Below are 18,441 nucleotides of genomic sequence, written 5' to 3' on the forward strand. Positions count from 1 at the left end.
TTCCTTTCGTGAAGAGCACGAAGTGTGGGCTGCCAGGCAGGGGCGCGTATTGGAGAAAATTGCGCGGCACGGGCACCGCGGCGCGCGCGGGGCCGGCTCAGCGGGGCCGGCGCTGGTAGTGGCGCGGCGTGAGCGCGACGCGCTGCTTGAATGCGCGCTGGAAATGGCTCTGGTCGGAGAAACCCAGCTCCTGGGCGATTTCCGCCGGCGCCGCGCCCGCGCGCAGCAGCCGGCGCGCCTGGTTGATGCGCAGGTCGAGCTGGTAGGCATGTGGTGTCATGCCCGTCTCGGCCCGGAAAGCCCGGATCAGCTGGTAGCGGCTCAAGCCGACGCTGCGCGCCATGTCGGCCAGCGGCAGCGCTTCGGCGTGGCGCTCGCGCAACAGCGCCACCAGGCGGGCCAGGCTGGCCTGGCCGCAGGCGGGCGGGCGCGGCAGGCGGACGGTCTGGCGCGGGTCGATGCCGCCCAACAGCACCCCGACGAAGCCGGCCAGCGCGGCCTCCTTGCGCGCCGCCGGTGCCGCGGAGAACAACATCTGGTTGAGCCGGCACAGGGCCGCGTAACTGTCCGCCGCGCTGGTGATGCGCACCCGTGCCAGTGCCTGCGGCAGCGCCGGCGCCGCGCCATTCGCCGCCAGCACCGCCTCGACCCATGCCGGGTCGAGATGCAGCATCTGGTAGCTCCAGCGCCCGTCCGGCACCGGGTTGCAGGCATGCACCTGGCCGGCCGGGATCACCACCACGTCGCCGCGCGACAGCCGCACCGGCCCGGCTTCCGTGCTGAACAGGCTGTGGCCGCTATCGATGGCGCCGATCGACAGCGTGGGATGGGTGTGAGGCAGGTAGGCGGCGCCGCTGTCGCAGGCGCAACGGCTTTCGACATAGGGCATGGCCGGGTCGAACCAGTAGCGGGCCGGCTGCGCCGCATCTGCGGCGCTTCGGCCACGACGATCGTCTGGCGCGCCCATCACTCGCTCCGGTAGGGACGCTCGCGCAGCCACTTGGTAGCGATCCACTTCTCGCCGGCCTCGACCGGCAGGCCGGCGTGCAGCGTGCGCTCGTCCAGCGTTCCGTCGGACTTGCGATAGCTGAAATAGACCGCATTGCCCTTGACCGGCGCCACCTCGAGGCCGAGCTTGGGGAAAGCGGTGGCGCCGCCGGCCGGCGGACTGTTCAGGTAGATCACCAGGGTGGCGATGCGCTGCCCCCCCACCTTGAGCTGGCGCGCTTCGCCAGGCCGCTGGGGATTGAAGTAGTCGTAATGCGCCTGGTACTCGCCGCCGGGCTTGTAGTTGAGGATCTGCAGGCCTTCGCCGCGTTCCGCGGGGATCCCCGTGACCGAGGCGATGCACGCCTCGAGACGCTCGATCAGCGGGTGTTCGCCGACCTGGAACATCGCACCCAGGCTGGTGCGCGCCTCGATCAGGTTTTCATCGCCGGTATCGGGATTGATCACCGGCGAACGCACCAGCCGGCCACGCGCCAGCGCGACAAGGGCATCGCACTCGGCATCGGTGAACAATTGCTGGAACAGCACGATGCGCGGCGCGGCGAGCCGGAACAGGATGGGAATATCGCGCCCCGCGTGACGCACCGCGTTGCGGCCGGCGGGGGCGATGGCATGGCCGTGGCCGCCCGGGCGATCGCCGGGGTTGCTGGACGAGGAGGACGAGGGGGACGAGGGCTTGCCGATGCCCCGGTCCGCAGCCAATTCGGCCTCCCGCTCCGCCGCCCCTTTCATCTCTTTCGCCGCCCCTTTTGTGCCATGACCCGCCGCGGCGGCCACCGCGGCGGCGACGGTGGCCTGCGCGAAGGCCCGATCGTAGCCCGACTGGCACATCGACTGCACCAGCGCCTCGCCGTCGAAGCCCTGCGCGAGGTGGCGCCGCAGCCAGTGCTCCAGGTCCGCCGAGGAACTGGTATAGCCAGCCTTGCCGGGGGTGCCGGGGATGCCGCTCATGACGGATTGGCCAGGCGCTGCGGCGAGAACGGGTTGCGCTCCGGCGCCTCGGGCGGCAGCGCGCGGCCGCGGGTGGTGGTGCCGGCTTCGGGGTCGCCGGCCACGGTGACGGCGGCTTCGGAGAATTGCCAGCGCTTCCAGGCCGCCAGCACCGCATTGGGATAATCGGGACGGCCCCGGCTGCCGTTGTAGCGGCCCAGCGCCAGGAACAGGTCGCCCTGCTCGCGGTCCAGGTAGTGGCGAAGGATGGTGCAGCCGTAACGCAGGTTGCTCTGCAGGTGAAACAGCTTGCGGGCGTCGCCGTCGCCGATGCTGCGCGCCCAGAACGGCATCACCTGCATCAGCCCGCGGGCGCCGGCCGAGCTGATGGCGTACTTGCGGAAATTGCTCTCGACCTGCACCAGCCCTAGCACCAGCGCCGGTTCCAGCCCGGCGCGCTTGGCTTCGTAGTAGGCGGTCTCGATCAGTTCGATGCGCACCTGCGGCTCGGGGATGCGCCCGGCAAGCCGGTGCGACATTTCCCCGAGCCACTTGATATAGGCCAGCTGGTCTCCCGTGGAAGCGAAGACCGGGCGCACCGGCCGGCTATCGGCAATTGCAGCGGCAAGCGCGCCGCGCACCGAGTCGGCCAGGTCTTCTTCCTTCTGGGCCCCGGCGTAGGCGGCAGAGCTCAGCACCAGCAGCAAGCCGGCGCCGGCCCGGGCCGCACGCAGACGGCGGCCCGGGCCAGGCTTCGGCAGGCGCGGGAGGCCCGGCAGGCGCATGGCGCTCAGGCCGACAGCAGCCCGCGCACGTGGCCGACCACGTCCGCGACCGCCAACTGGGTGGCCTCGGCGTCACGGCGGCCCTGGTACTCGACGCGGCCTTCCTTCAGGCCGCGATCGCCCACCACCACGCGGTGCGGCACGCCGATCAGTTCCCAGTCGGCGAACATGGCGCCGGGGCGCTCGCCGCGATCGTCCAGGATCACGTCGACGCCGGCCGCCAGGAGTTCGGCATGGATGCGGTCGGCCTCGGCCTTGACGGCCTCGGAACGGTCGTAGCCGACCGGGCAGACCACCACCGCGAACGGGGCGATCGATGCCGGCCAGATAATGCCGCGTTCGTCGAAGTTCTGCTCGATGGCAGCGCCCAGGATACGGGTCACGCCAATGCCGTAGCAGCCCATCTGCATGGGCTGGGTCTTGCCGTTCTCGTCCAGGAAGGTGGCGCCCATCGATTCCGAATAACGCGTGCCGAGCATGAACACGTGCCCGACCTCGATGCCGCGGCAGATCGCCAGCGCGCCCTTGCCATCCGGCGAAACATCGCCCTCCACCACATTGCGCAGGTCCGCCACTGCGGGCTCGGGCAGGTCGCGGCCCCAGTTGACGCCGGTCAGGTGGTAATCCCGCCGGTTGGCGCCGCAGACGAAGTCGCTCATATTGGCCACGGTGCGGTCGGCCACCACGTTGACGGGCTTCTTCGCGTTGATCGGGCCGAGGTAGCCGGGAGGCGTGCCGAAGGTCTCGACGATCTCGGTCTCGGTGGCAAAACGGAAGTCGGCCAGGCCGGCCACCTTGGACGCCTTGACCTCATTGAGTTCATGGTCGCCGCGCAGCAGCAGCAGCCAGATCTGCGTGCCGGACTCGCCATCGGTGGCCAGCACGATCGACTTGACCGTGCGCGCCAGCGGGATACCCAGCATTTCGGCCACTTGCTCGCACTTGGCCTTGCCCGGGGTGGGGGTATTGACCAGCTCCTCCGCAGGCGCGGCGCGCTGCGCCAGCAGCGGCAGGGCCTCGGCCGCCTCCATGTTGGCGGCGTAGTCCGAGTCCGGGCAATAGACGATGGCGTCCTCGCCGGTATCGGCGATCACGTGGAATTCGTGCGAACCGGAGCCGCCGATGGCGCCGTTGTCGGCCGCCACGGCACGGAACTCCAGGCCGAAGCGCTGGAAGATACGCGTGTAGGCGTTGAACATCTTGTCGTACGAAACCTTCAGCCCCGCCGCGTCGCGGTCGAAGGAGTAGGCATCCTTCATGGTGAATTCGCGCCCGCGCATGATGCCGAAACGCGGCCGGCGCTCGTCGCGGAACTTGATCTGGATCTGGTAGAAATTGACCGGCAGCTGCTTGTAGCTGCGGATTTCGCTGCGGGCGATGTCCGTCACCACTTCCTCGGAGGTGGGCTGCACGGCAAAGTCGCGCTCGTGGCGGTCCTTCAGGCGCAGCAGTTCGGGGCCCATCTTGTCCCAGCGGCCGGTTTCCTGCCACAGCTCGGCGGGCTGGATCACCGGCATCGACAGTTCGACCGCGCCGGCGCGGTTCATTTCCTCGCGCACGATGGCTTCCACCTTGCGGATCACCCGCAGGCCGATCGGCATGTAGTTATAGATGCCGGCGCCGAGCTTCTTGATCATGCCGGCACGCATCATCAGTTTGTGCGACACGATTTCCGCGTCGGAAGGGGCTTCCTTGAGGGTGGAAATGAAGAATTGCGAGGCTTTCATCCGTTGCTTTCTCGTGAGGCCATGCCGGCCCAGGGGGTTCCGGGGACGGAGTGGCGCGAATCCGTTGCGCGCGTGCGCCTGATGCGGCGCTTTTTGCTCGGGGAAAACCAGCAGCCCGTTGCATAAGCCGTGCTACGCGCTTCCTTTATAATCGACGTAATTCTAAAGGATTCGAGGTGCAGTCATGCTCGATCGTGAAGGCTTTCGCCCGAACGTCGGCATCATCCTCATCAACGCACGGAACGAGGTGTTCTGGGGCAAGCGCATCGGCGAACATTCGTGGCAGTTTCCTCAAGGCGGCATCAAATACGGCGAAACGCCGGAACAGGCGATGTACCGCGAGCTACATGAAGAAGTCGGTCTGCTGCCCGAGCACGTCAGGATCGTCGGTCGCACGCGCGACTGGCTGCGTTATGAGGTGCCGGACAAGTTCATCCGCCGCGAGATCCGCGGCCATTACAGGGGACAGAAGCAGATTTGGTTCCTGTTGCGCATGGCGGGCCGCGATTGCGACATCCGCCTGCGTGCTACCGACCATCCGGAGTTCGATGCCTGGCGCTGGAGCCACTATTGGGTGCCGCTGGAAGCGGTCATCGAGTTCAAGCGCGACGTCTATCAACTGGCGCTGACCGAGCTGTCCCGCTTCCTGCAGCGCAACACGCGCGCGCCGTTGAGTCCCTACGGCACGCACGGCAGCCATGGCCGGCACGGTTCGGCGCGCGCGGGCCATGCCCAGGCGCCGGACGAACTACATACCACGCACGATAATGCGCCCGACCTGGTCCACCACCAGGACCAGGCAGGTTATCCGGGCACAACCTTGCCGGCCGAGCCGGCGTCCACAGAACGGAGTACCGATGATTGATTTCGCCGGCCGCGGCTTGCGCCAGAGCCTGCCTGCCGCCTGCCTGCTGGCGGCCACCCTTTGCCTCGGGCTGGCCGGCTGCGGCACCACCGCCAAACCCGCCGCGGACGACGAGGAATACAAGCCGAAGAAGCCATTCAGCCTGGAAAGCCTCGACCCGTTCGCCCCGAAGGACTTCACTGAAGGCAAGACGACACTGCCGGCGCTGCCGCGCGACGCCGATCTGATCCCCTTCGATGCGGGCACCACCGGCAATTTCGATTTCGCGGTCGACGGCAAGTCCGTGCTGGTGGGCGAAGACGGCGCCGTGCGCTATACCGTGGTCATTACCAGCCCCAGCGGCATACGCACCGCCAGCTTCGAGGCCGTGCGCTGCGACTCCTTCGAGCGCAAGCTGTTCGCGACGCTGCCCAAGGGCGCGACCGAATGGGTGCCCAACGGCAGCGAAAACCGCGACAACTGGGCCCGCCTGTCCAGCGGCGGGCGCAATAACTACGCTGCCACGCTGGCCAAGGATTTCCTCTGCGAAGGGCGTTCCGCCTCCGGCAGGGCGGAAGACATCGTCAAGCAGTTGCGTGGCTTCGCGCCGACCAGGCCCGCCTATCGCTAAGGCAGCCGACATGGCCAAAGCGCCAGGGAGCACTCCGCCGGCAGTGCCGGCGGGCAAGTAAAAAGGGCTGCCTCGCGCAGCCCTTCTTGTTACTGGCGGCAGCCGGCCCGCGGCCCGGCAAGGCCGCTCAAACCAGCACCAGGTTGTCCCGGTGGATCAGCTCGTGCTCGTTCTGGTGGCCCAGCACCCGCTCGATCTCGGACGATGGCTTGCGCGCGATCATGCGGGCCTCCGAGCTGGCATAGTTGGTGATGCCGCGCGCCACTTCGCTGCCGGCGGCATCGACGCAGGCAATCACCTCGCCGCGCGCGAACTCGCCCTGCACATCCACCACGCCGATCGGCAGCAGCGACTTGCCGCCGCTGGTGAGCTTGTCGACCGCGCCGGCGTCGATCACCACCCGCCCACGCAGCTGCAGGTGATCGGCCATCCATTGCTTGCGCGCGGTCAGGCGCCCGGTGGGCGCCAGCAGCTGGGTGCCGATGCCTTCGCCGCCCGCCAGCCGCTCGAGCACATTGGCTTCGCGGCCGGAGGCGATCACGGTATGCGCGCCCGACTTGGCCGCGCGCTTGGCGGCCAGGATCTTGGTCAGCATGCCGCCGCGGCCGATCGACGTACCGGCGCCGCCGGCCATGGCCTCGAGCTCCGGCGCGCCTGCCAGCGCCTCGTCAACGAACTCGGCCTGCGGGTTGCTGCGCGGATCGGCGGTATAGAGGCCGCGCTGGTCGGTCAGGATCACCAGCGCATCGCCTTCGATCAGGTTGGTAACCAGCGCGCCCAGGGTGTCATTGTCGCCGAACTTGATCTCGTCGGTGACCACCGTGTCGTTCTCGTTGATGATGGGCACCACGCCCAGCGAGAGCAGTGTCAGCAGGGTCGAGCGTGCATTGAGGTAGCGCTCGCGGTCGGCCAGGTCGGCATGGGTCAGCAGCACCTGGGCGGTGCGGATGCCGTAGCGGCCGAACTGGCTCTCGTAGACCTGGGCCAGGCCCATCTGCCCCACTGCGGCCGCGGCCTGCAGCTCGTGGATTTCCTTGGGACGGCGCACCCAGCCCAGCCGCTGCATGCCTTCGGCGATGGCGCCGGAACTGACCAGCACGACTTCCTTGCCGGCCATGCGCAGTTTGGCGATCTGCGCCGCCCAGCGGGCGATGGCCTCGTGATCGAGACCCTTGCCGTCGTTGGTCACCAGGCTGGACCCAACCTTCACGACGATACGTTTTGCCTGGGCGATGACCGATTGCATGGCGGGAATCCTGTCTCCTGGGTACTGCCGTTATGTTGCTTGGCGGGAAAGTAGCGAGAGCGTATCAGTATGCCGCGCGTCGCGCGCGCGGCTCAGCTTTGCTCGCCGCCGGACTGGTCGATATTATGCAGCCGCTCGTCCAGGCGGATATCCGGTTCCGCCAGCGCGGCCACTTCCTCGGCCTTGATCGCGGCGAGGTGATCCTTGATCGCGTAGATCAGCTCGCGGCAACCCTCGCCGGTGAGTGCCGAGATGCGGAACACCGGGCCCTTCCACTTGTAGCGCTTGACGAAATCCTTGACCCGGGCCTCGCGCTCATCCTCGGGCACCACGTCCAGCTTGTTGAGCACCAGCCAGCGCGGCTTGTCGTGCAGCGATTCGTCGTACTTCTTCAGTTCGTTGACGATGGCGCGGGCCTCTGCAACCGGATCCACGGTTTCATCGAACGGCGCCAGGTCGACGATATGCAGCAGCAAGCCCGTGCGCTGCAGATGCCGCAGGAACTGGTGGCCCAGCCCGGCGCCCTCGGCCGCGCCCTCGATCAGGCCGGGAATATCGGCCACCACGAAGGACTGCTCGTGATCGACCCGTACCACGCCAAGGTTCGGATGCAGCGTGGTGAAGGGATAGTCGGCGATCTTCGGCCGCGCGTTGGAGATATGCGAGATAAAGGTCGACTTGCCGGCATTGGGCATGCCCAGCAGCCCGACGTCGGCCAGCACCTTCAGCTCCAGCTTGATCATGCGGCGCTCGCCGGGCTTGCCGTCCACCTGCTGGCGGGGCGCGCGGTTGGTACTGGACTTGAAGTGCAGGTTGCCCCAGCCGCCCAGGCCGCCCTGGGCCAGGCAGACGGTCTGGCCGTGCTCGGTCAGGTCGGCGATCAGTTCGCCGGAATCCATGTCCAGGATCTGCGTGCCGACCGGCATGCGCAGCGTCACGTCCTCGCCGCCCGCGCCGTAGCAATCGGCACCCCGGCCGTTTTCGCCGTTGCGCGCCACGTGCTTCTTGGCATAGCGGAAGTCGATCAGCGTATTGATATTGCGGTCGGCCTGCGCATACACGCTGCCGCCGTCGCCGCCGTCGCCGCCGTCCGGGCCACCGAAGGGCACAAATTTCTCGCGCCGCATCGATGCGCTGCCGTTGCCGCCATTGCCGGCAATGACTTCAATTCTGGCTTCGTCGATGAACTTCATGATGACCTTCCGTGGTGGAGCGGCCGCGATGCGCGCGCACAAGCCAGGATGGCAGGGACGCGGGCGCGGCGGATGGCGACATGGATATTGTCGCCAGAAAAGAAAAAGCCCCGCAAGTACTGCGGGGCCTTCATGCTGCAAAGGCTATGATCAGGCTGCCGGAACGACGCTGACCTGCTGCTTCTTGGCAGCGCCCTTGACGGCGAACTGCACGTGGCCGTCGACCAGGGCAAAGAGGGTGTGATCCTTGCCAATGCCAACGTTCTCGCCCGGGTGCACGCGGGTGCCGCGCTGACGCACGATGATGCCGCCGGCGTTGATGGCCTGACCACCAAACACCTTGACGCCCAGACGCTTCGATTCGGAATCGCGGCCGTTCCGTGTGGAACCGCCGCCCTTTTTCTGTGCCATGACTAACTCCTGTCGCTTTACTTTACCTAGTTACGCTTGATTTCGATTTCGATGATGACTGAGCTCGGGCTCAGGCAACGATCGCTTCGATGCGCAGCTCGGTGTAATTTTGACGATGGCCTTGACGCTTCTGATAGTGCTTGCGACGGCGCATCTTGAAGATCTTCACCTTATCGTGACGACCTTGGGAGATAACGGTAGCCTTGACGGAAGCCCCGCTAACCAGCGGCGTACCAAACTTGATTTGGTCGCCTGCGCCCACTGCGAGCACCTGGTCGAGCGTGATTTCTGCGCCAATGTCTGCCGGTATCTGTTCTACTTTAAGTTTTTCGCCAGCAGCAACCTTATATTGCTTGCCGCCGGTTTTTACGACCGCGTACATTGTCGAACCTCTCGATGTGAAATAAAACGCCGAAAGCCAACGCCGGCGCGCCCTTGCGACCGCCTCATCCCGCTCGGAAAGAGCTGGCAGGCGGACAAGCCGGACGGCCAAATTGGCCCGGTTATCCCCCACCGGCGCATCTGCAGACAACACAAAGCGGCCGGAGGAAACCCACGATTCTATACCAGAGTCGGGAAAAGCGCAAAGAAAACAGACACATAGCCGGCCCGGCGGCGCCCGATGCACTTCCCGCCACTCCGGGTCAGATCAGATCCGCCAGCAGGAAGCCGGCCAGTGCGGCGAAGGCTGCCCACAGCGCGGTGCGGCGCAGCTGCCGGCGAGAGGGGGAGCGTTGCTGTGTCATGGCCGCATTATAGATCGCCGGGGTGCGCACCCCACCTTTGCGCCAGACCTCTGCGCGGCATCGCGACACCCTCCCTTCAGGGGACATACATACACCCGCATCGCTTATAATCGGCGGGTTTTGCGTAACGGTGAACATCTTGTCCCAGTCTTCCGCCACTGCCTTGCTTGCCCCGGTCGCTGCCGACATGCGCGCCGTTGATACGGTTATCCGCCAGCGCCTCGCATCCGAGGTGCCGCTGATCGAGCAGATCGGCGAGTACATCATCAGCGCGGGCGGCAAGCGCCTGCGCCCGGTGATCCTGCTGTTGTCCGCACGGGCCTTCGGTTATGACGGCCACCGGCACCACGAACTCGCCTCGGTGGTGGAGTTCATCCACACCGCCACCCTGCTCCACGACGACGTGGTCGACGAGTCGGAACTGCGGCGCGGCCGCCAGACCGCCAACGCGGTCTTCGGCAACGCCGCCAGCGTGCTGGTGGGCGACTTCCTCTATTCGCGCGCCTTCCAGATGATGGTCGACGCCGGCAGCATGCGCATCATGGAGATTCTCTCCAACGCCACCAATGTGATCGCCGAAGGCGAAGTGCTGCAACTGCTGAACATGCACGACCCCGACGTCACGGTGGAGCGCTACCTGCAGGTGATCCGCTACAAGACCGCCAAGCTGTTCGAGGCGTCGGCCCAGCTTGGCGCGGTGCTGGCCGGCGCGGACGCCGCCACCGAGGAGGCCGCCGCCGAATACGGCCGGCGCATCGGCACCGCCTTCCAGCTGATCGACGACATGCTCGACTACACCGCCAGCGCGGAGCAGATGGGCAAGAACGCCGGCGACGACCTGCGCGAAGGCAAGCCCACCCTGCCGCTGCTGCACCTGCTGGAACACGGCACCGCCGAACAGCGCACGCTGGCCCGCGAAGCCATCGTGCAGGGCGGCACCGAGCACTTCGAGGCGGTGTTCGCGGCGATCCACGCCAGCGGCGCGCTGGAAGTCACCTTCCAGGCCGCCCAGCGCGAAGCCGAAGCGGCGGAAAAAGCCGCCCAGCAGTTCCCCGAGTCCCCGCTGAAGCAGACACTGATCGACCTGTGCGCGTTCTCGCTGCAGCGGCAATCCTGAGGCGAGCGCGCCCCGATGGGTGCGAGCCGGAAAAGAACGCAGCACACGGCGCACCCTCTTCCAATCTGCAAAAAAGCCTGCTACACTTTTGTTCTTTCTCGCAGCGACAATGTTTCAGGTGCCGCGAAAAATAAACGGGGTGTAGCTTAGCCTGGTAGAGCGCTACGTTCGGGACGTAGAGGCCGGAGGTTCGAATCCTCTCACCCCGACCAGTTTCACGGTCGACAAAACCGTACAAGAAAGGCCGCACAGCAATGTGCGGCCTTTTTTCATTGGCGCCGTTGGCGCGCCCCGTCCTCGCCCCCTCCCCCGCGCAAGTTGGGTTGCACCCTGTCGCGCAAACGCCAATGCCCCCTGCGGCTCGCCTTTACAAAAAGTGACCCCAGCTGCAAACTGCCCCGATTCGGGGTCTTTCGGCCGCTTGCCGGCCAACTAGCGTTTTGCCATGACACTTGGTCTAGCTCTTGCACAGAGCCGGCGCATTGCGCCGGCCCTGCTCGCCCAGCTTGAACAGTCGGCACGAGAAAAAAAGTCGCAGCTGATCGACGAGATCATCGCCAGCGGCACCATGACTGCGCACGATGTGGCGATCTTCGCGGCTGATAAATATCAGCTGCCCCTGGTCGACCTGACTCAATACAACCTGAACAAGGTGCCGCCGGCACTGGCCGGCAACCGCGATTTCCACGCGCACCGGCTGCTGCCGCTGGGCCGACGCGAGAACCGGCTGATATTGGCCATGTCGGACCCGGGCAACCAGGCCGGACTCGACGCCATCAAGCAGAAGTACAACCTGCCGGTGGACGCCGTCGTGGTCGAGCACGACAAGCTGATGACCCACGTGCGCTCGGCCAGCGACGACAGCGGCGGCACGTTCAAGTCGATCGCGCCGGTGCAGGCCGAGCGCAAGATGATCGACTACGATCCCGTCGCTTCGGCCGGCGCGCTGCGCAACAAGACCGCCGCCGACATCGACGATGCGCCCGTGGTGCGCTTCCTGCACAAGCTGCTGACCGAGGCCTTCCACCGCGGCGCTTCCGACCTTCACTTCGAACCCTTCGAGACCTTCTACCGCGTCCGTTTCCGGGTCGACGGCGTGCTGCAGGAGGTCGCGCGGCCGCCGCTGGATATCCGCGACAAGATCTCCACCCGCATCAAGGTGCTGTCGCGCCTGGACATCTCTGAAAAGCGGGTACCCCAGGATGGCCGCATGAAGCTGCTGATCGCGCTGCCCAAGGAGAAAGGCAGCGACGGCAAGGACAGCAAGGAGCCCAAGGAAACCGTGGAGAAGGCGATCGACTTCCGCGTCTCCACGCTGCCGACCCTGTTCGGCGAGAAGATCGTGATCCGGATCCTGGAGTCGTCCTCCGACAAGCTCGACATCGACCAGCTCGGCTACGAGCCGGCGCAAAAGGCGATGCTGCTGGAGGTCATCAAGCGCCCCTATGGCATGGTGCTGGTGACCGGCCCCACCGGCAGCGGCAAGACGGTGTCGCTCTACACCTTCCTGAACCGGCTGAACCAGGGCGACATCAATATCTCCACGGCGGAAGACCCGGCGGAAATCCAGCTGCCCGGCATCAACCAGGTCAACGTCAACGAAAAGGCGGGCCTGACCTTCGCCGCCGCGCTGCGCTCCTTCCTGCGGCAGGATCCCGACATCATCATGGTCGGGGAAATCCGCGACCTGGAAACCGCCGACATCTCGATCAAGGCCGCCCAGACCGGCCACCTGGTGTTCTCGACGCTGCATACCAACGATGCGCCGACCACGCTCACGCGCCTGATGAACATGGGCGTGGCGCCCTTCAATATCGCCTCGAGCGTGCTGATGATCACCGCGCAGCGGCTGGCGCGGCGGCTGTGCACCTGCAAGCGGCCCGGCGAACTGGCGCGCGAGGTGCTGATCGACGCCGGCTTCCAGGAGCGGGAACTGGACGGGAGCTGGCAGCCCTATCACCCGGTCGGGTGCGAGCGCTGCAACGGCAGCGGCTACAAGGGCCGCTGCGGCATCTACCAGGTGATGCCGATCACCGAAGCCATGCAGCAGATCATCCTGGCGCACGGCACGGCATTGCAGATCGCCGAACAGGCGCGTAAAGACGGCGTGCTATCGTTGCGCGAAGCCGGCCTGGCCAAGGTGAAGAGCGGTCTCACCTCGCTCGAGGAAGTGCTGGCGACAACAAATATGTAAAACAACAAAACGATGTCATTAGGGGTCAATCATGGCGACACGCGCACCAACCGCCGCCGCTCGCAAGCCGGCTGCGCCCAAGGCGAAATCCGGGCATAAGGCGCCCACGCAGTACATCTTCGAGTGGCAGGGCAAGGACCGCAAGGGCAAAGCCTTCTCGGGAGAACTGCGCGCCGAGAGCCAGGCCGAGGTCAACGCCACGCTGCGCAAGCAGGGGCTCACGGTCGTCAAGCTGAAAAAGCGGCGTGCCGCGCGCGGGCGCAAGATCACCGAAAAGGACATCGCGTATTTCACGCGCCAGTTGTCGACCATGCTGAAGGCGGGCATCCCGCTGCTGCAGTCGATCGACATCATCGCGCGCGGCCATGCCAACCCCAACTTCACCCAACTGCTGTCCGAGATCCGCTTCGACATCGAATCCGGCAGCAGCATGGCGCAGGCCTTCCGCCGCCATCCGCGCTACTTCGACACGCTGTACTGCAACCTGATCGATGCCGGCGAACAGGGCGGCATCCTGGATGCGCTGCTGGAGCGCCTGTCGCTCTATATGGAAAAAACCATCGCCCTGAAGAGCCAGATCAAGTCGGCGATGATCTATCCGATCGCGGTGCTGACGGTGGCCTTCGCCGTGACGGTGATCCTGATGATCTTCGTGATCCCGGCCTTCAAGGGCGTGTTCTCGAGCTTCGGCGCCAACCTGCCGGCGCCGACCCTCGCCGTGATCGCGATGTCGGATTTCTTCGTCGACAACTGGTACCTGGTCATCGGCGCGCCGGTCCTCGCCATCACGCTGTATCTGCGCGGCCTGAAGCGCTCGGAGAAGGTCCAGCGCGCCAGCGACCGCGCCCTGCTCAAGCTGCCGATCTTCGGCTCGCTGTTCCGCAAGGCGGTGATCGCCCGCTGGACGCGCACGCTAGCCACCATGTTCGCCGCCGGCACGCCGCTGGTGGAGTCCATGGAGTCGGTGGCCGGCGCCGCCGGCAACTGGGTCTACTACGACGCCACCCGGGAAATCGAACAGTCGGTGCGCATCGGCACCAGCCTGACCAACGCCATGCAGGCCACCCATGTGTTCGACAACATGGTGCTGCAGATGACGCAGATCGGCGAGGAGTCGGGCGCGCTGGACAATATGCTGCTGAAGGTGGCGGAGTTCTACGAACGCGAGGTCGACGACGCCGTGGCCGCCATCTCCAGCCTGATCGAGCCGCTCATCATCGTGGTGCTGGGCATCCTGATCGGCGGCATGGTGGTGGCGATGTATCTTCCGATCTTCAAACTGGGACAGGTGGTGTAAGGCATGCAGTGGCTGTTTTCCGTGGACGGCGCCAGCGGCGCGATTTCCTCCCTGGCGGCTCCCGCTCGGACCATCGCGGAGCTGGCCATGCTGCCGCCCTGGTTCCTGCTCGCCGCCGCCGCGCTGCTGGGCCTGGTGGTGGGCAGCTTTCTCAATGTGGTGGTGCACCGCCTGCCGCGCATGATGGAGCATGAGGAGGCCAACTACATCGCCGAACTGCGCGACGACCCCCTGCCCCATCCCGAGCGCTATAATCTGATGGTGCCGCGCTCGGCGTGCCCGCACTGCGGCCACGCCATCGGCGCGCTGGAGAATATCCCGGTGCTCAGCTACCTGGTGCTGCGCGGACGCTGCTCGGCCTGCGCGGCACCCATCGGCGCGCGCTATCCGCTGGTGGAAGCCGGCACCGCCCTGCTGACCGCGCTGGCCGCCGCCCACTTCGGCCCGACCTGGCAGGCGCTGGCGGCGATCGCACTGATCTGGGCCCTGATCGCCCTCACCCTGATCGACGCCGACACGCAACTGCTGCCGGACCAGATCACCCTGCCGCTGCTGTGGCTGGGCCTGCTGCTCAACCTGGGCGGGCTGTTCGCCCCGCTGGCCGATGCCGTGGCCGGCGCGGCCGCGGGCTACCTTCTGCTGTGGTCGGTGTACTGGGTCTTCAAGCTGGTGCGCGGCAAGGAAGGCATGGGCTATGGCGACTTCAAGCTGATGGCAGCCCTGGGTGCCTGGTTCGGCTGGCAGGCGCTGCCGGCGCTGGTATTGCTGTCGTCGGTGGTGGGACTGGTCGTTGCCCTTGCCAATATCGCGCTGCGCCGTCAGGATCGCGATACGCACTTCGCCTTCGGCCCGTATATCGCCGGCGCCGGCCTGCTCGTGCTGTTCTTTGGCGCCAATGTGCTGCCGCTGGGCATCGCGGGCTGAAGCGACAAGTGCCGGACACTCCGGTACATGAACCCACGATTGCCAAACCCATCGCAAGCCACGAGATCGACATGCTGCAAATCGGACTGACCGGGGGCATTGGCTCCGGCAAGACCCGCGTGGCGGACCTGTTCGCCGAACGCGGCGCCGCCCTGATCGACACCGACCTGCTGGCGCACGAGATCACCGCGCCGGGCGGGCTGGCCATTCCCGCCCTGCTCGAGGCGTTCGGCCCCGGGTGCCTGCGTGCCGACGGCGCCATGGATCGCAACGCCATGCGCGAGCTGGTATTTGCCGACCCTGCCGCCAAGGCCCGGCTGGAAGGCATTACCCATCCCCTGATCCGGCAGCTGACGGAAGCGCGCGCGGCCACGATCGCCGCCGCGGGCAATCATCCCTACCTGATCTACGTCGTGCCGCTGCTGGTCGAATCGGGATCCTGGCGTGAGCGGGTGGACCGGGTGCTGGTGGTCGACTGCAGCGAGGCCACCCAGATCGCCCGGGTGATGGCGCGCAATGGCTTCACCCGGGGCCAGGTCGAAGCCATCATGGCCAGGCAGGCACGGCGCAGCGAGCGCCTGGCCTGCGCGGATGATGTGATCGACAACGAGGGCGCGCCGGAAGCGCTGCCGGCGCAGGTGGAGCGTCTTGATCAGCGCTACCGCAGCCTGGCCACTGCGTGAGCACCAGTCTTGCACAGTGCTGCATGCGGCACCCCACTCCGCCCCCTGAGTCGGCCGTTGCATTGTTCCGATTCGCGGACTCGCATAGAATGCGCTGGAACCATGCGGGAAATGGCCGCATACTGCCGATATCGAGGGCCACGCCGATACCCATCGCGCGAACCCGGACGCACCGGATGCATGGCCGGTCCGTTATGCCTTCCGGGTCAGACCGCCCATCCGCCAACCCGCCCTGCCGCACGGACATAGCTCTTGATTCTGTACGAATATCCTTTTAACGAACGCATCAGGACTCTTCTGCGCCTGGAAGACCTGTTCGATCGGCTGGATTATTTTCTCGGCCAGGATCACGCCCTGCAGCATCATGTGGCGCTGACGACACTGTTCGAGATCATCGATGTCGCCGGCCGTGCGGACCTGAAGACCGACCTGCTCAAGGAACTGGAGCGCCAGCGCCAGGCGCTTGCCGCTCTTCGCGCCAATCCGCAGATCGACCAGGGCGCGCTGGGCGCCGTCATCAGCGAGATCGAGCAGGCGATGTCCCAGCTCAACCAGACCGTCGGCAAGGCCGGTCAGCTGCTGACCGACAACGAGTGGCTGACCAGCATCCGCAGCCGCGCCATCATTCCGGGCGGCACCTGCGAATTCGACCTGCCGGCCTATTACGCCTGGCAGCACCGCCCCGCCGAAGACCGCCGCTCCGACATCCTCAAGTGGGCACGCCCGCTGGTGCCGCTGCGCGTCGGCACCAACACAGTGTTGCGCCTGTTGCGCGAATCCGGCCAGAGCGGCAAGGTCATCGCCACCGGCGGCAGCTATCAGCAGATGCTGTCCGGCCGCAGCTACCAGTTGATGCAGGTGCTGCTGGACGAATCGCTGCTGGCGTTCATCCCCGAGATGAGTGCCAACAAGTACATGCTGTGGGTCCGTTTCACGCAGCAGGATGGCGACCTTCGCCCGCGCTCGGTCGATGCCGACATCCCCTTCCAGCTCAAGCTCTGCAATTTTTGATCTTTGATTTCCGATTTCCGACGCGATGACAACCGTAGTCAAATGCCCCACCTGCGGCACGGACGTGGCCTGGGTGCCGGAGAATAAATTCCGTCCCTTCTGCTCCAATCGCTGCAAACAGATCGACCTGGGTGCCTGGGCCGCCGAGAAGTACGTGATCGGCGGCAAACCCGGCGAAAATCCTTCGCCGGATCAGGACGACGAGGACTGAGCGCCAGCGGCTAGCCAACGCGGCGTGGCCGCGCGGCCACGCAAGCTCAGGCGGCGCCGTTCCCGGTGGCGAGCCACGCCACCACGGGAATGGTCGCGGGCAGCAAGGGCCCCACGTCCACCGGCGCCGACTGCCACGAAAAGGCCTGGCCCTCGCGCCCGACCAGTTCGCCCGCCCACGCCGTGACCTTGCAGAAGTGCAGGCGCACATAGGCATGCGGGTAGTCATGCTCCAGCACATGCCAGCGCACGCAGGCACCCATCTCGATGCCGAGCTCCTCGTGCAGCTCGCGCGCCAGCGCCTCTTCCACCGATTCGCCGGGCTCCAGCTTGCCGCCCGGGAACTCCCAGTAGCCTTCATAGGGCTTGCCCGCCGGACGTTGCGCCAGCAGGAAGCGTCCGTCAGGCTGCACCAGCACGCCCACGGCAACCTCGGTCACCTTGCGCGCCGGCGTGGCGGCGTCGGCGGTCTGCGGTGCTTCGCTCATGCCTGGCCGTCCTGCGCGGAGGCACTGAAGGGCTTGCCGTGCTTGCCGCCCCAGTCGCGGGCGAACTGCCAGGCAACCCGGCCCGAGCGCGAGCCGCGCTCCAGCGCCCACACCAGCGCGTCGCCGCGCGCTGCGGCGACGTCTTCGGCGCTGCAGCCAAAGTGCCCCAGCCAGTGGCCGACGATGGCCAGGTACTCGTCCTGCTTGGGCGGATAGAACGACAGCCACAGCCCGAAACGCTCGGACAGCGAGATTTTCTCCTCCACCACCTCGCCGGGATGGATCTCGCCATCGTCGGTATGCCGGTAGGTCTCGTTGTCCTTCATGTACTCGGGCAGCAGGTGGCGGCGATTGGAGGTGGCGTAGATCAGCACATTGTCCGACTGCGCCGCCACCGAGCCGTCCAGCGCGGATTTCAGCGACTTGTAGCCCGACTCGCCCTCTTCGAACGACAGATCGTCGCAGAAGATGGCGAAGCGCTCGGGACGCCCCGACAGCTGCTCGACGATATCGCCGAGGTCGCCCAGGTCGTCCTTGTCGACTTCCACCAGCCGCAGGCCGTCCTTGACGAAGGCATTGAGGCAGGCCTTGATCAGCGACGACTTGCCGGTGCCGCGCGCGCCCGTCAGCAGCACGTTGTTGGCCGGCAGGCGCTGCACGAACTGGCGCGTGTTGGCGACGATGGCGTCCTTCTGGCGCTCGATGTTCTTCAGATCGTCCAGATGGATCGGCGGCAGCTGGCGGATTGCCTGCAGGTAGCCGATGTTGCCAAACAGGCTCTGGCGCTTGCGCCAGCGGAACGCGACCGCCTGCTCCCAGTCGGACTCGGTCAGCTGGGGCGGCAGCCATTGTTCAAGGCGGGCGAGGAAATTATCGAGGCGGGAGGCGAGATCAGACATGGCGGCTTGGTGGAATGGCGGAGCGTTGGCGGGGCGAGGCCAGCCGCCGGAGCCTGGCGGCTGGCGCGCCGCGCCCGCACAGGCGGGCACGGCGCGC

Annotated in this window: 19 protein-coding genes and 1 tRNA gene; 10 read left to right on the plus strand and 10 right to left on the minus strand. The window is 66.3% G+C overall.

The features are described 5' to 3' along the window. Positions 1-97: 97 nt before the first annotated feature. The 4 genes from AC3FOF_RS22940 to AC3FOF_RS22955 are packed head-to-tail and all read right to left on the minus strand — an operon-like array spanning position 98 to position 4,450. A complete protein-coding gene (locus AC3FOF_RS22940) occupies positions 98-967 on the minus strand; it encodes an AraC family transcriptional regulator (RefSeq protein ID WP_276268638.1) in 870 nt (289 codons plus the stop codon). Then, a complete protein-coding gene (locus tag AC3FOF_RS22945; protein ID WP_488727878.1) occupies positions 967-1,959 on the minus strand; it encodes a 2OG-Fe(II) oxygenase in 993 nt (330 codons plus the stop codon). The genes AC3FOF_RS22940 and AC3FOF_RS22945 overlap by 1 nt, the downstream gene beginning before the upstream one ends. Further along, positions 1,956-2,723, minus strand: coding sequence for a lytic transglycosylase domain-containing protein (locus AC3FOF_RS22950; RefSeq protein ID WP_488727879.1), 768 nt, complete (start codon positions 2,721-2,723; stop codon positions 1,956-1,958). The genes AC3FOF_RS22945 and AC3FOF_RS22950 overlap by 4 nt, the downstream gene beginning before the upstream one ends. Positions 2,724-2,728: 5 nt before the next feature. Next, positions 2,729-4,450 carry a proline--tRNA ligase gene (locus AC3FOF_RS22955; RefSeq protein ID WP_488727880.1) on the minus strand — a complete coding sequence of 574 codons (1,722 nt, stop codon included), beginning with the start codon at positions 4,448-4,450 and terminating at the stop codon, positions 2,729-2,731. Positions 4,451-4,634: 184 nt separating this feature from the next. On the opposite strand from AC3FOF_RS22955, the gene AC3FOF_RS22960 reads away from it, so the two are divergent. Further along, positions 4,635-5,315 (plus strand): RNA pyrophosphohydrolase, encoded by a 681-nt coding sequence (locus AC3FOF_RS22960; protein WP_017227566.1) that lies wholly within the window; start codon positions 4,635-4,637, stop codon positions 5,313-5,315. Then, positions 5,308-5,925, plus strand: coding sequence for a CNP1-like family protein (locus tag AC3FOF_RS22965; RefSeq protein ID WP_017227565.1), 618 nt, complete (start codon positions 5,308-5,310; stop codon positions 5,923-5,925). The genes AC3FOF_RS22960 and AC3FOF_RS22965 overlap by 8 nt, the downstream gene beginning before the upstream one ends. Before the next feature lie 127 nt (positions 5,926-6,052). Here AC3FOF_RS22965 and proB read toward each other — a convergent pair whose 3' ends face one another. The 4 genes from proB to rplU form a co-directional block, all read right to left on the minus strand. Continuing rightward, positions 6,053-7,171 (minus strand): glutamate 5-kinase, encoded by a 1,119-nt coding sequence (proB, locus tag AC3FOF_RS22970; protein WP_276268038.1) that lies wholly within the window; start codon positions 7,169-7,171, stop codon positions 6,053-6,055. 92 nt (positions 7,172-7,263) lie between these two features. Continuing rightward, positions 7,264-8,364 carry an Obg family GTPase CgtA gene (gene cgtA, locus AC3FOF_RS22975; RefSeq protein WP_017227563.1) on the minus strand — a complete coding sequence of 367 codons (1,101 nt, stop codon included), beginning with the start codon at positions 8,362-8,364 and terminating at the stop codon, positions 7,264-7,266. 150 nt (positions 8,365-8,514) lie between these two features. Continuing rightward, a complete protein-coding gene (gene rpmA, locus AC3FOF_RS22980; protein ID WP_017227562.1) occupies positions 8,515-8,775 on the minus strand; it encodes a 50S ribosomal protein L27 in 261 nt (86 codons plus the stop codon). Positions 8,776-8,845: 70 nt separating this feature from the next. Then, positions 8,846-9,157, minus strand: a complete 312-nt coding sequence (gene rplU / locus AC3FOF_RS22985) for a 50S ribosomal protein L21 (RefSeq protein WP_006576525.1) — start codon at positions 9,155-9,157, stop codon at positions 8,846-8,848. A gap of 551 nt (positions 9,158-9,708) precedes the next feature. Between rplU and ispB the strand changes: the two genes are divergently transcribed. From ispB to AC3FOF_RS23025, 8 genes are all read left to right on the plus strand, one after another. Continuing rightward, complete coding sequence (ispB, locus tag AC3FOF_RS22990; RefSeq protein ID WP_488727894.1) at positions 9,709-10,638, plus strand: octaprenyl diphosphate synthase; 930 nt, start codon at positions 9,709-9,711, stop codon at positions 10,636-10,638. Positions 10,639-10,773: 135 nt separating this feature from the next. Continuing rightward, a tRNA-Pro gene (locus AC3FOF_RS22995) sits at positions 10,774-10,850 on the plus strand. A 233-nt stretch (positions 10,851-11,083) separates the two neighbouring features. Beyond that, positions 11,084-12,832, plus strand: a complete 1,749-nt coding sequence (gene pilB, locus AC3FOF_RS23000) for a type IV-A pilus assembly ATPase PilB (protein WP_017227559.1) — start codon at positions 11,084-11,086, stop codon at positions 12,830-12,832. 31 nt (positions 12,833-12,863) lie between these two features. After that, on the plus strand, positions 12,864-14,129 hold the full coding sequence (locus AC3FOF_RS23005) for a type II secretion system F family protein (protein ID WP_017227558.1): 1,266 nt from the start codon (positions 12,864-12,866) through the stop codon (positions 14,127-14,129). Between the two features lie 87 nt (positions 14,130-14,216). Continuing rightward, positions 14,217-15,053: a prepilin peptidase gene (locus AC3FOF_RS23010; protein ID WP_035812560.1), complete on the plus strand. Its 837-nt coding sequence runs from the start codon at positions 14,217-14,219 to the stop codon at positions 15,051-15,053. A 71-nt stretch (positions 15,054-15,124) separates the two neighbouring features. Further along, positions 15,125-15,736: a dephospho-CoA kinase gene (gene coaE, locus AC3FOF_RS23015; protein ID WP_017227556.1), complete on the plus strand. Its 612-nt coding sequence runs from the start codon at positions 15,125-15,127 to the stop codon at positions 15,734-15,736. A gap of 252 nt (positions 15,737-15,988) precedes the next feature. After that, positions 15,989-16,747 carry a cell division protein ZapD gene (gene zapD / locus AC3FOF_RS23020; protein WP_017227555.1) on the plus strand — a complete coding sequence of 253 codons (759 nt, stop codon included), beginning with the start codon at positions 15,989-15,991 and terminating at the stop codon, positions 16,745-16,747. 25 nt (positions 16,748-16,772) lie between these two features. Beyond that, positions 16,773-16,958 (plus strand): DNA gyrase inhibitor YacG, encoded by a 186-nt coding sequence (locus tag AC3FOF_RS23025; protein WP_017227554.1) that lies wholly within the window; start codon positions 16,773-16,775, stop codon positions 16,956-16,958. A 46-nt stretch (positions 16,959-17,004) separates the two neighbouring features. Here AC3FOF_RS23025 and AC3FOF_RS23030 read toward each other — a convergent pair whose 3' ends face one another. Beyond that, positions 17,005-17,445, minus strand: a complete 441-nt coding sequence (locus AC3FOF_RS23030) for an NUDIX domain-containing protein (RefSeq protein WP_488727881.1) — start codon at positions 17,443-17,445, stop codon at positions 17,005-17,007. Next, on the minus strand, positions 17,442-18,344 hold the full coding sequence (locus AC3FOF_RS23035; RefSeq protein WP_488727882.1) for an ATP-binding protein: 903 nt from the start codon (positions 18,342-18,344) through the stop codon (positions 17,442-17,444). The genes AC3FOF_RS23030 and AC3FOF_RS23035 overlap by 4 nt, the downstream gene beginning before the upstream one ends. Positions 18,345-18,441 lie beyond the last annotated feature (97 nt).

The sequence above is a fragment of the Cupriavidus sp. 96C5-1 genome (assembly GCF_057798855.1).

Coding starts and splice junctions, on each gene's coding strand:
- rplU (WP_006576525.1), bottom strand. CDS start 9,157: ATGTACGCGGTCGTAAAAACCGGCGGCAAGCAATATAAGGTTGCTGCT.
- AC3FOF_RS22955 (WP_488727880.1), bottom strand. CDS start 4,450: ATGAAAGCCTCGCAATTCTTCATTTCCACCCTCAAGGAAGCCCCTTCC.
- AC3FOF_RS22960 (WP_017227566.1), top strand. CDS start 4,635: ATGCTCGATCGTGAAGGCTTTCGCCCGAACGTCGGCATCATCCTCATC.
- AC3FOF_RS23005 (WP_017227558.1), top strand. CDS start 12,864: ATGGCGACACGCGCACCAACCGCCGCCGCTCGCAAGCCGGCTGCGCCC.
- coaE (WP_017227556.1), top strand. CDS start 15,125: ATGCTGCAAATCGGACTGACCGGGGGCATTGGCTCCGGCAAGACCCGC.
- cgtA (WP_017227563.1), bottom strand. CDS start 8,364: ATGAAGTTCATCGACGAAGCCAGAATTGAAGTCATTGCCGGCAATGGC.
- rpmA (WP_017227562.1), bottom strand. CDS start 8,775: ATGGCACAGAAAAAGGGCGGCGGTTCCACACGGAACGGCCGCGATTCC.
- proB (WP_276268038.1), bottom strand. CDS start 7,171: ATGCAATCGGTCATCGCCCAGGCAAAACGTATCGTCGTGAAGGTTGGG.
- ispB (WP_488727894.1), top strand. CDS start 9,709: ATGCGCGCCGTTGATACGGTTATCCGCCAGCGCCTCGCATCCGAGGTG.
- AC3FOF_RS22950 (WP_488727879.1), bottom strand. CDS start 2,723: ATGCGCCTGCCGGGCCTCCCGCGCCTGCCGAAGCCTGGCCCGGGCCGC.
- AC3FOF_RS23030 (WP_488727881.1), bottom strand. CDS start 17,445: ATGAGCGAAGCACCGCAGACCGCCGACGCCGCCACGCCGGCGCGCAAG.
- AC3FOF_RS23010 (WP_035812560.1), top strand. CDS start 14,217: ATGCTGCCGCCCTGGTTCCTGCTCGCCGCCGCCGCGCTGCTGGGCCTG.
- AC3FOF_RS23025 (WP_017227554.1), top strand. CDS start 16,773: ATGACAACCGTAGTCAAATGCCCCACCTGCGGCACGGACGTGGCCTGG.
- AC3FOF_RS22940 (WP_276268638.1), bottom strand. CDS start 967: ATGGGCGCGCCAGACGATCGTCGTGGCCGAAGCGCCGCAGATGCGGCG.
- pilB (WP_017227559.1), top strand. CDS start 11,084: ATGACACTTGGTCTAGCTCTTGCACAGAGCCGGCGCATTGCGCCGGCC.
- AC3FOF_RS23035 (WP_488727882.1), bottom strand. CDS start 18,344: ATGTCTGATCTCGCCTCCCGCCTCGATAATTTCCTCGCCCGCCTTGAA.
- AC3FOF_RS22965 (WP_017227565.1), top strand. CDS start 5,308: ATGATTGATTTCGCCGGCCGCGGCTTGCGCCAGAGCCTGCCTGCCGCC.
- AC3FOF_RS22945 (WP_488727878.1), bottom strand. CDS start 1,959: ATGAGCGGCATCCCCGGCACCCCCGGCAAGGCTGGCTATACCAGTTCC.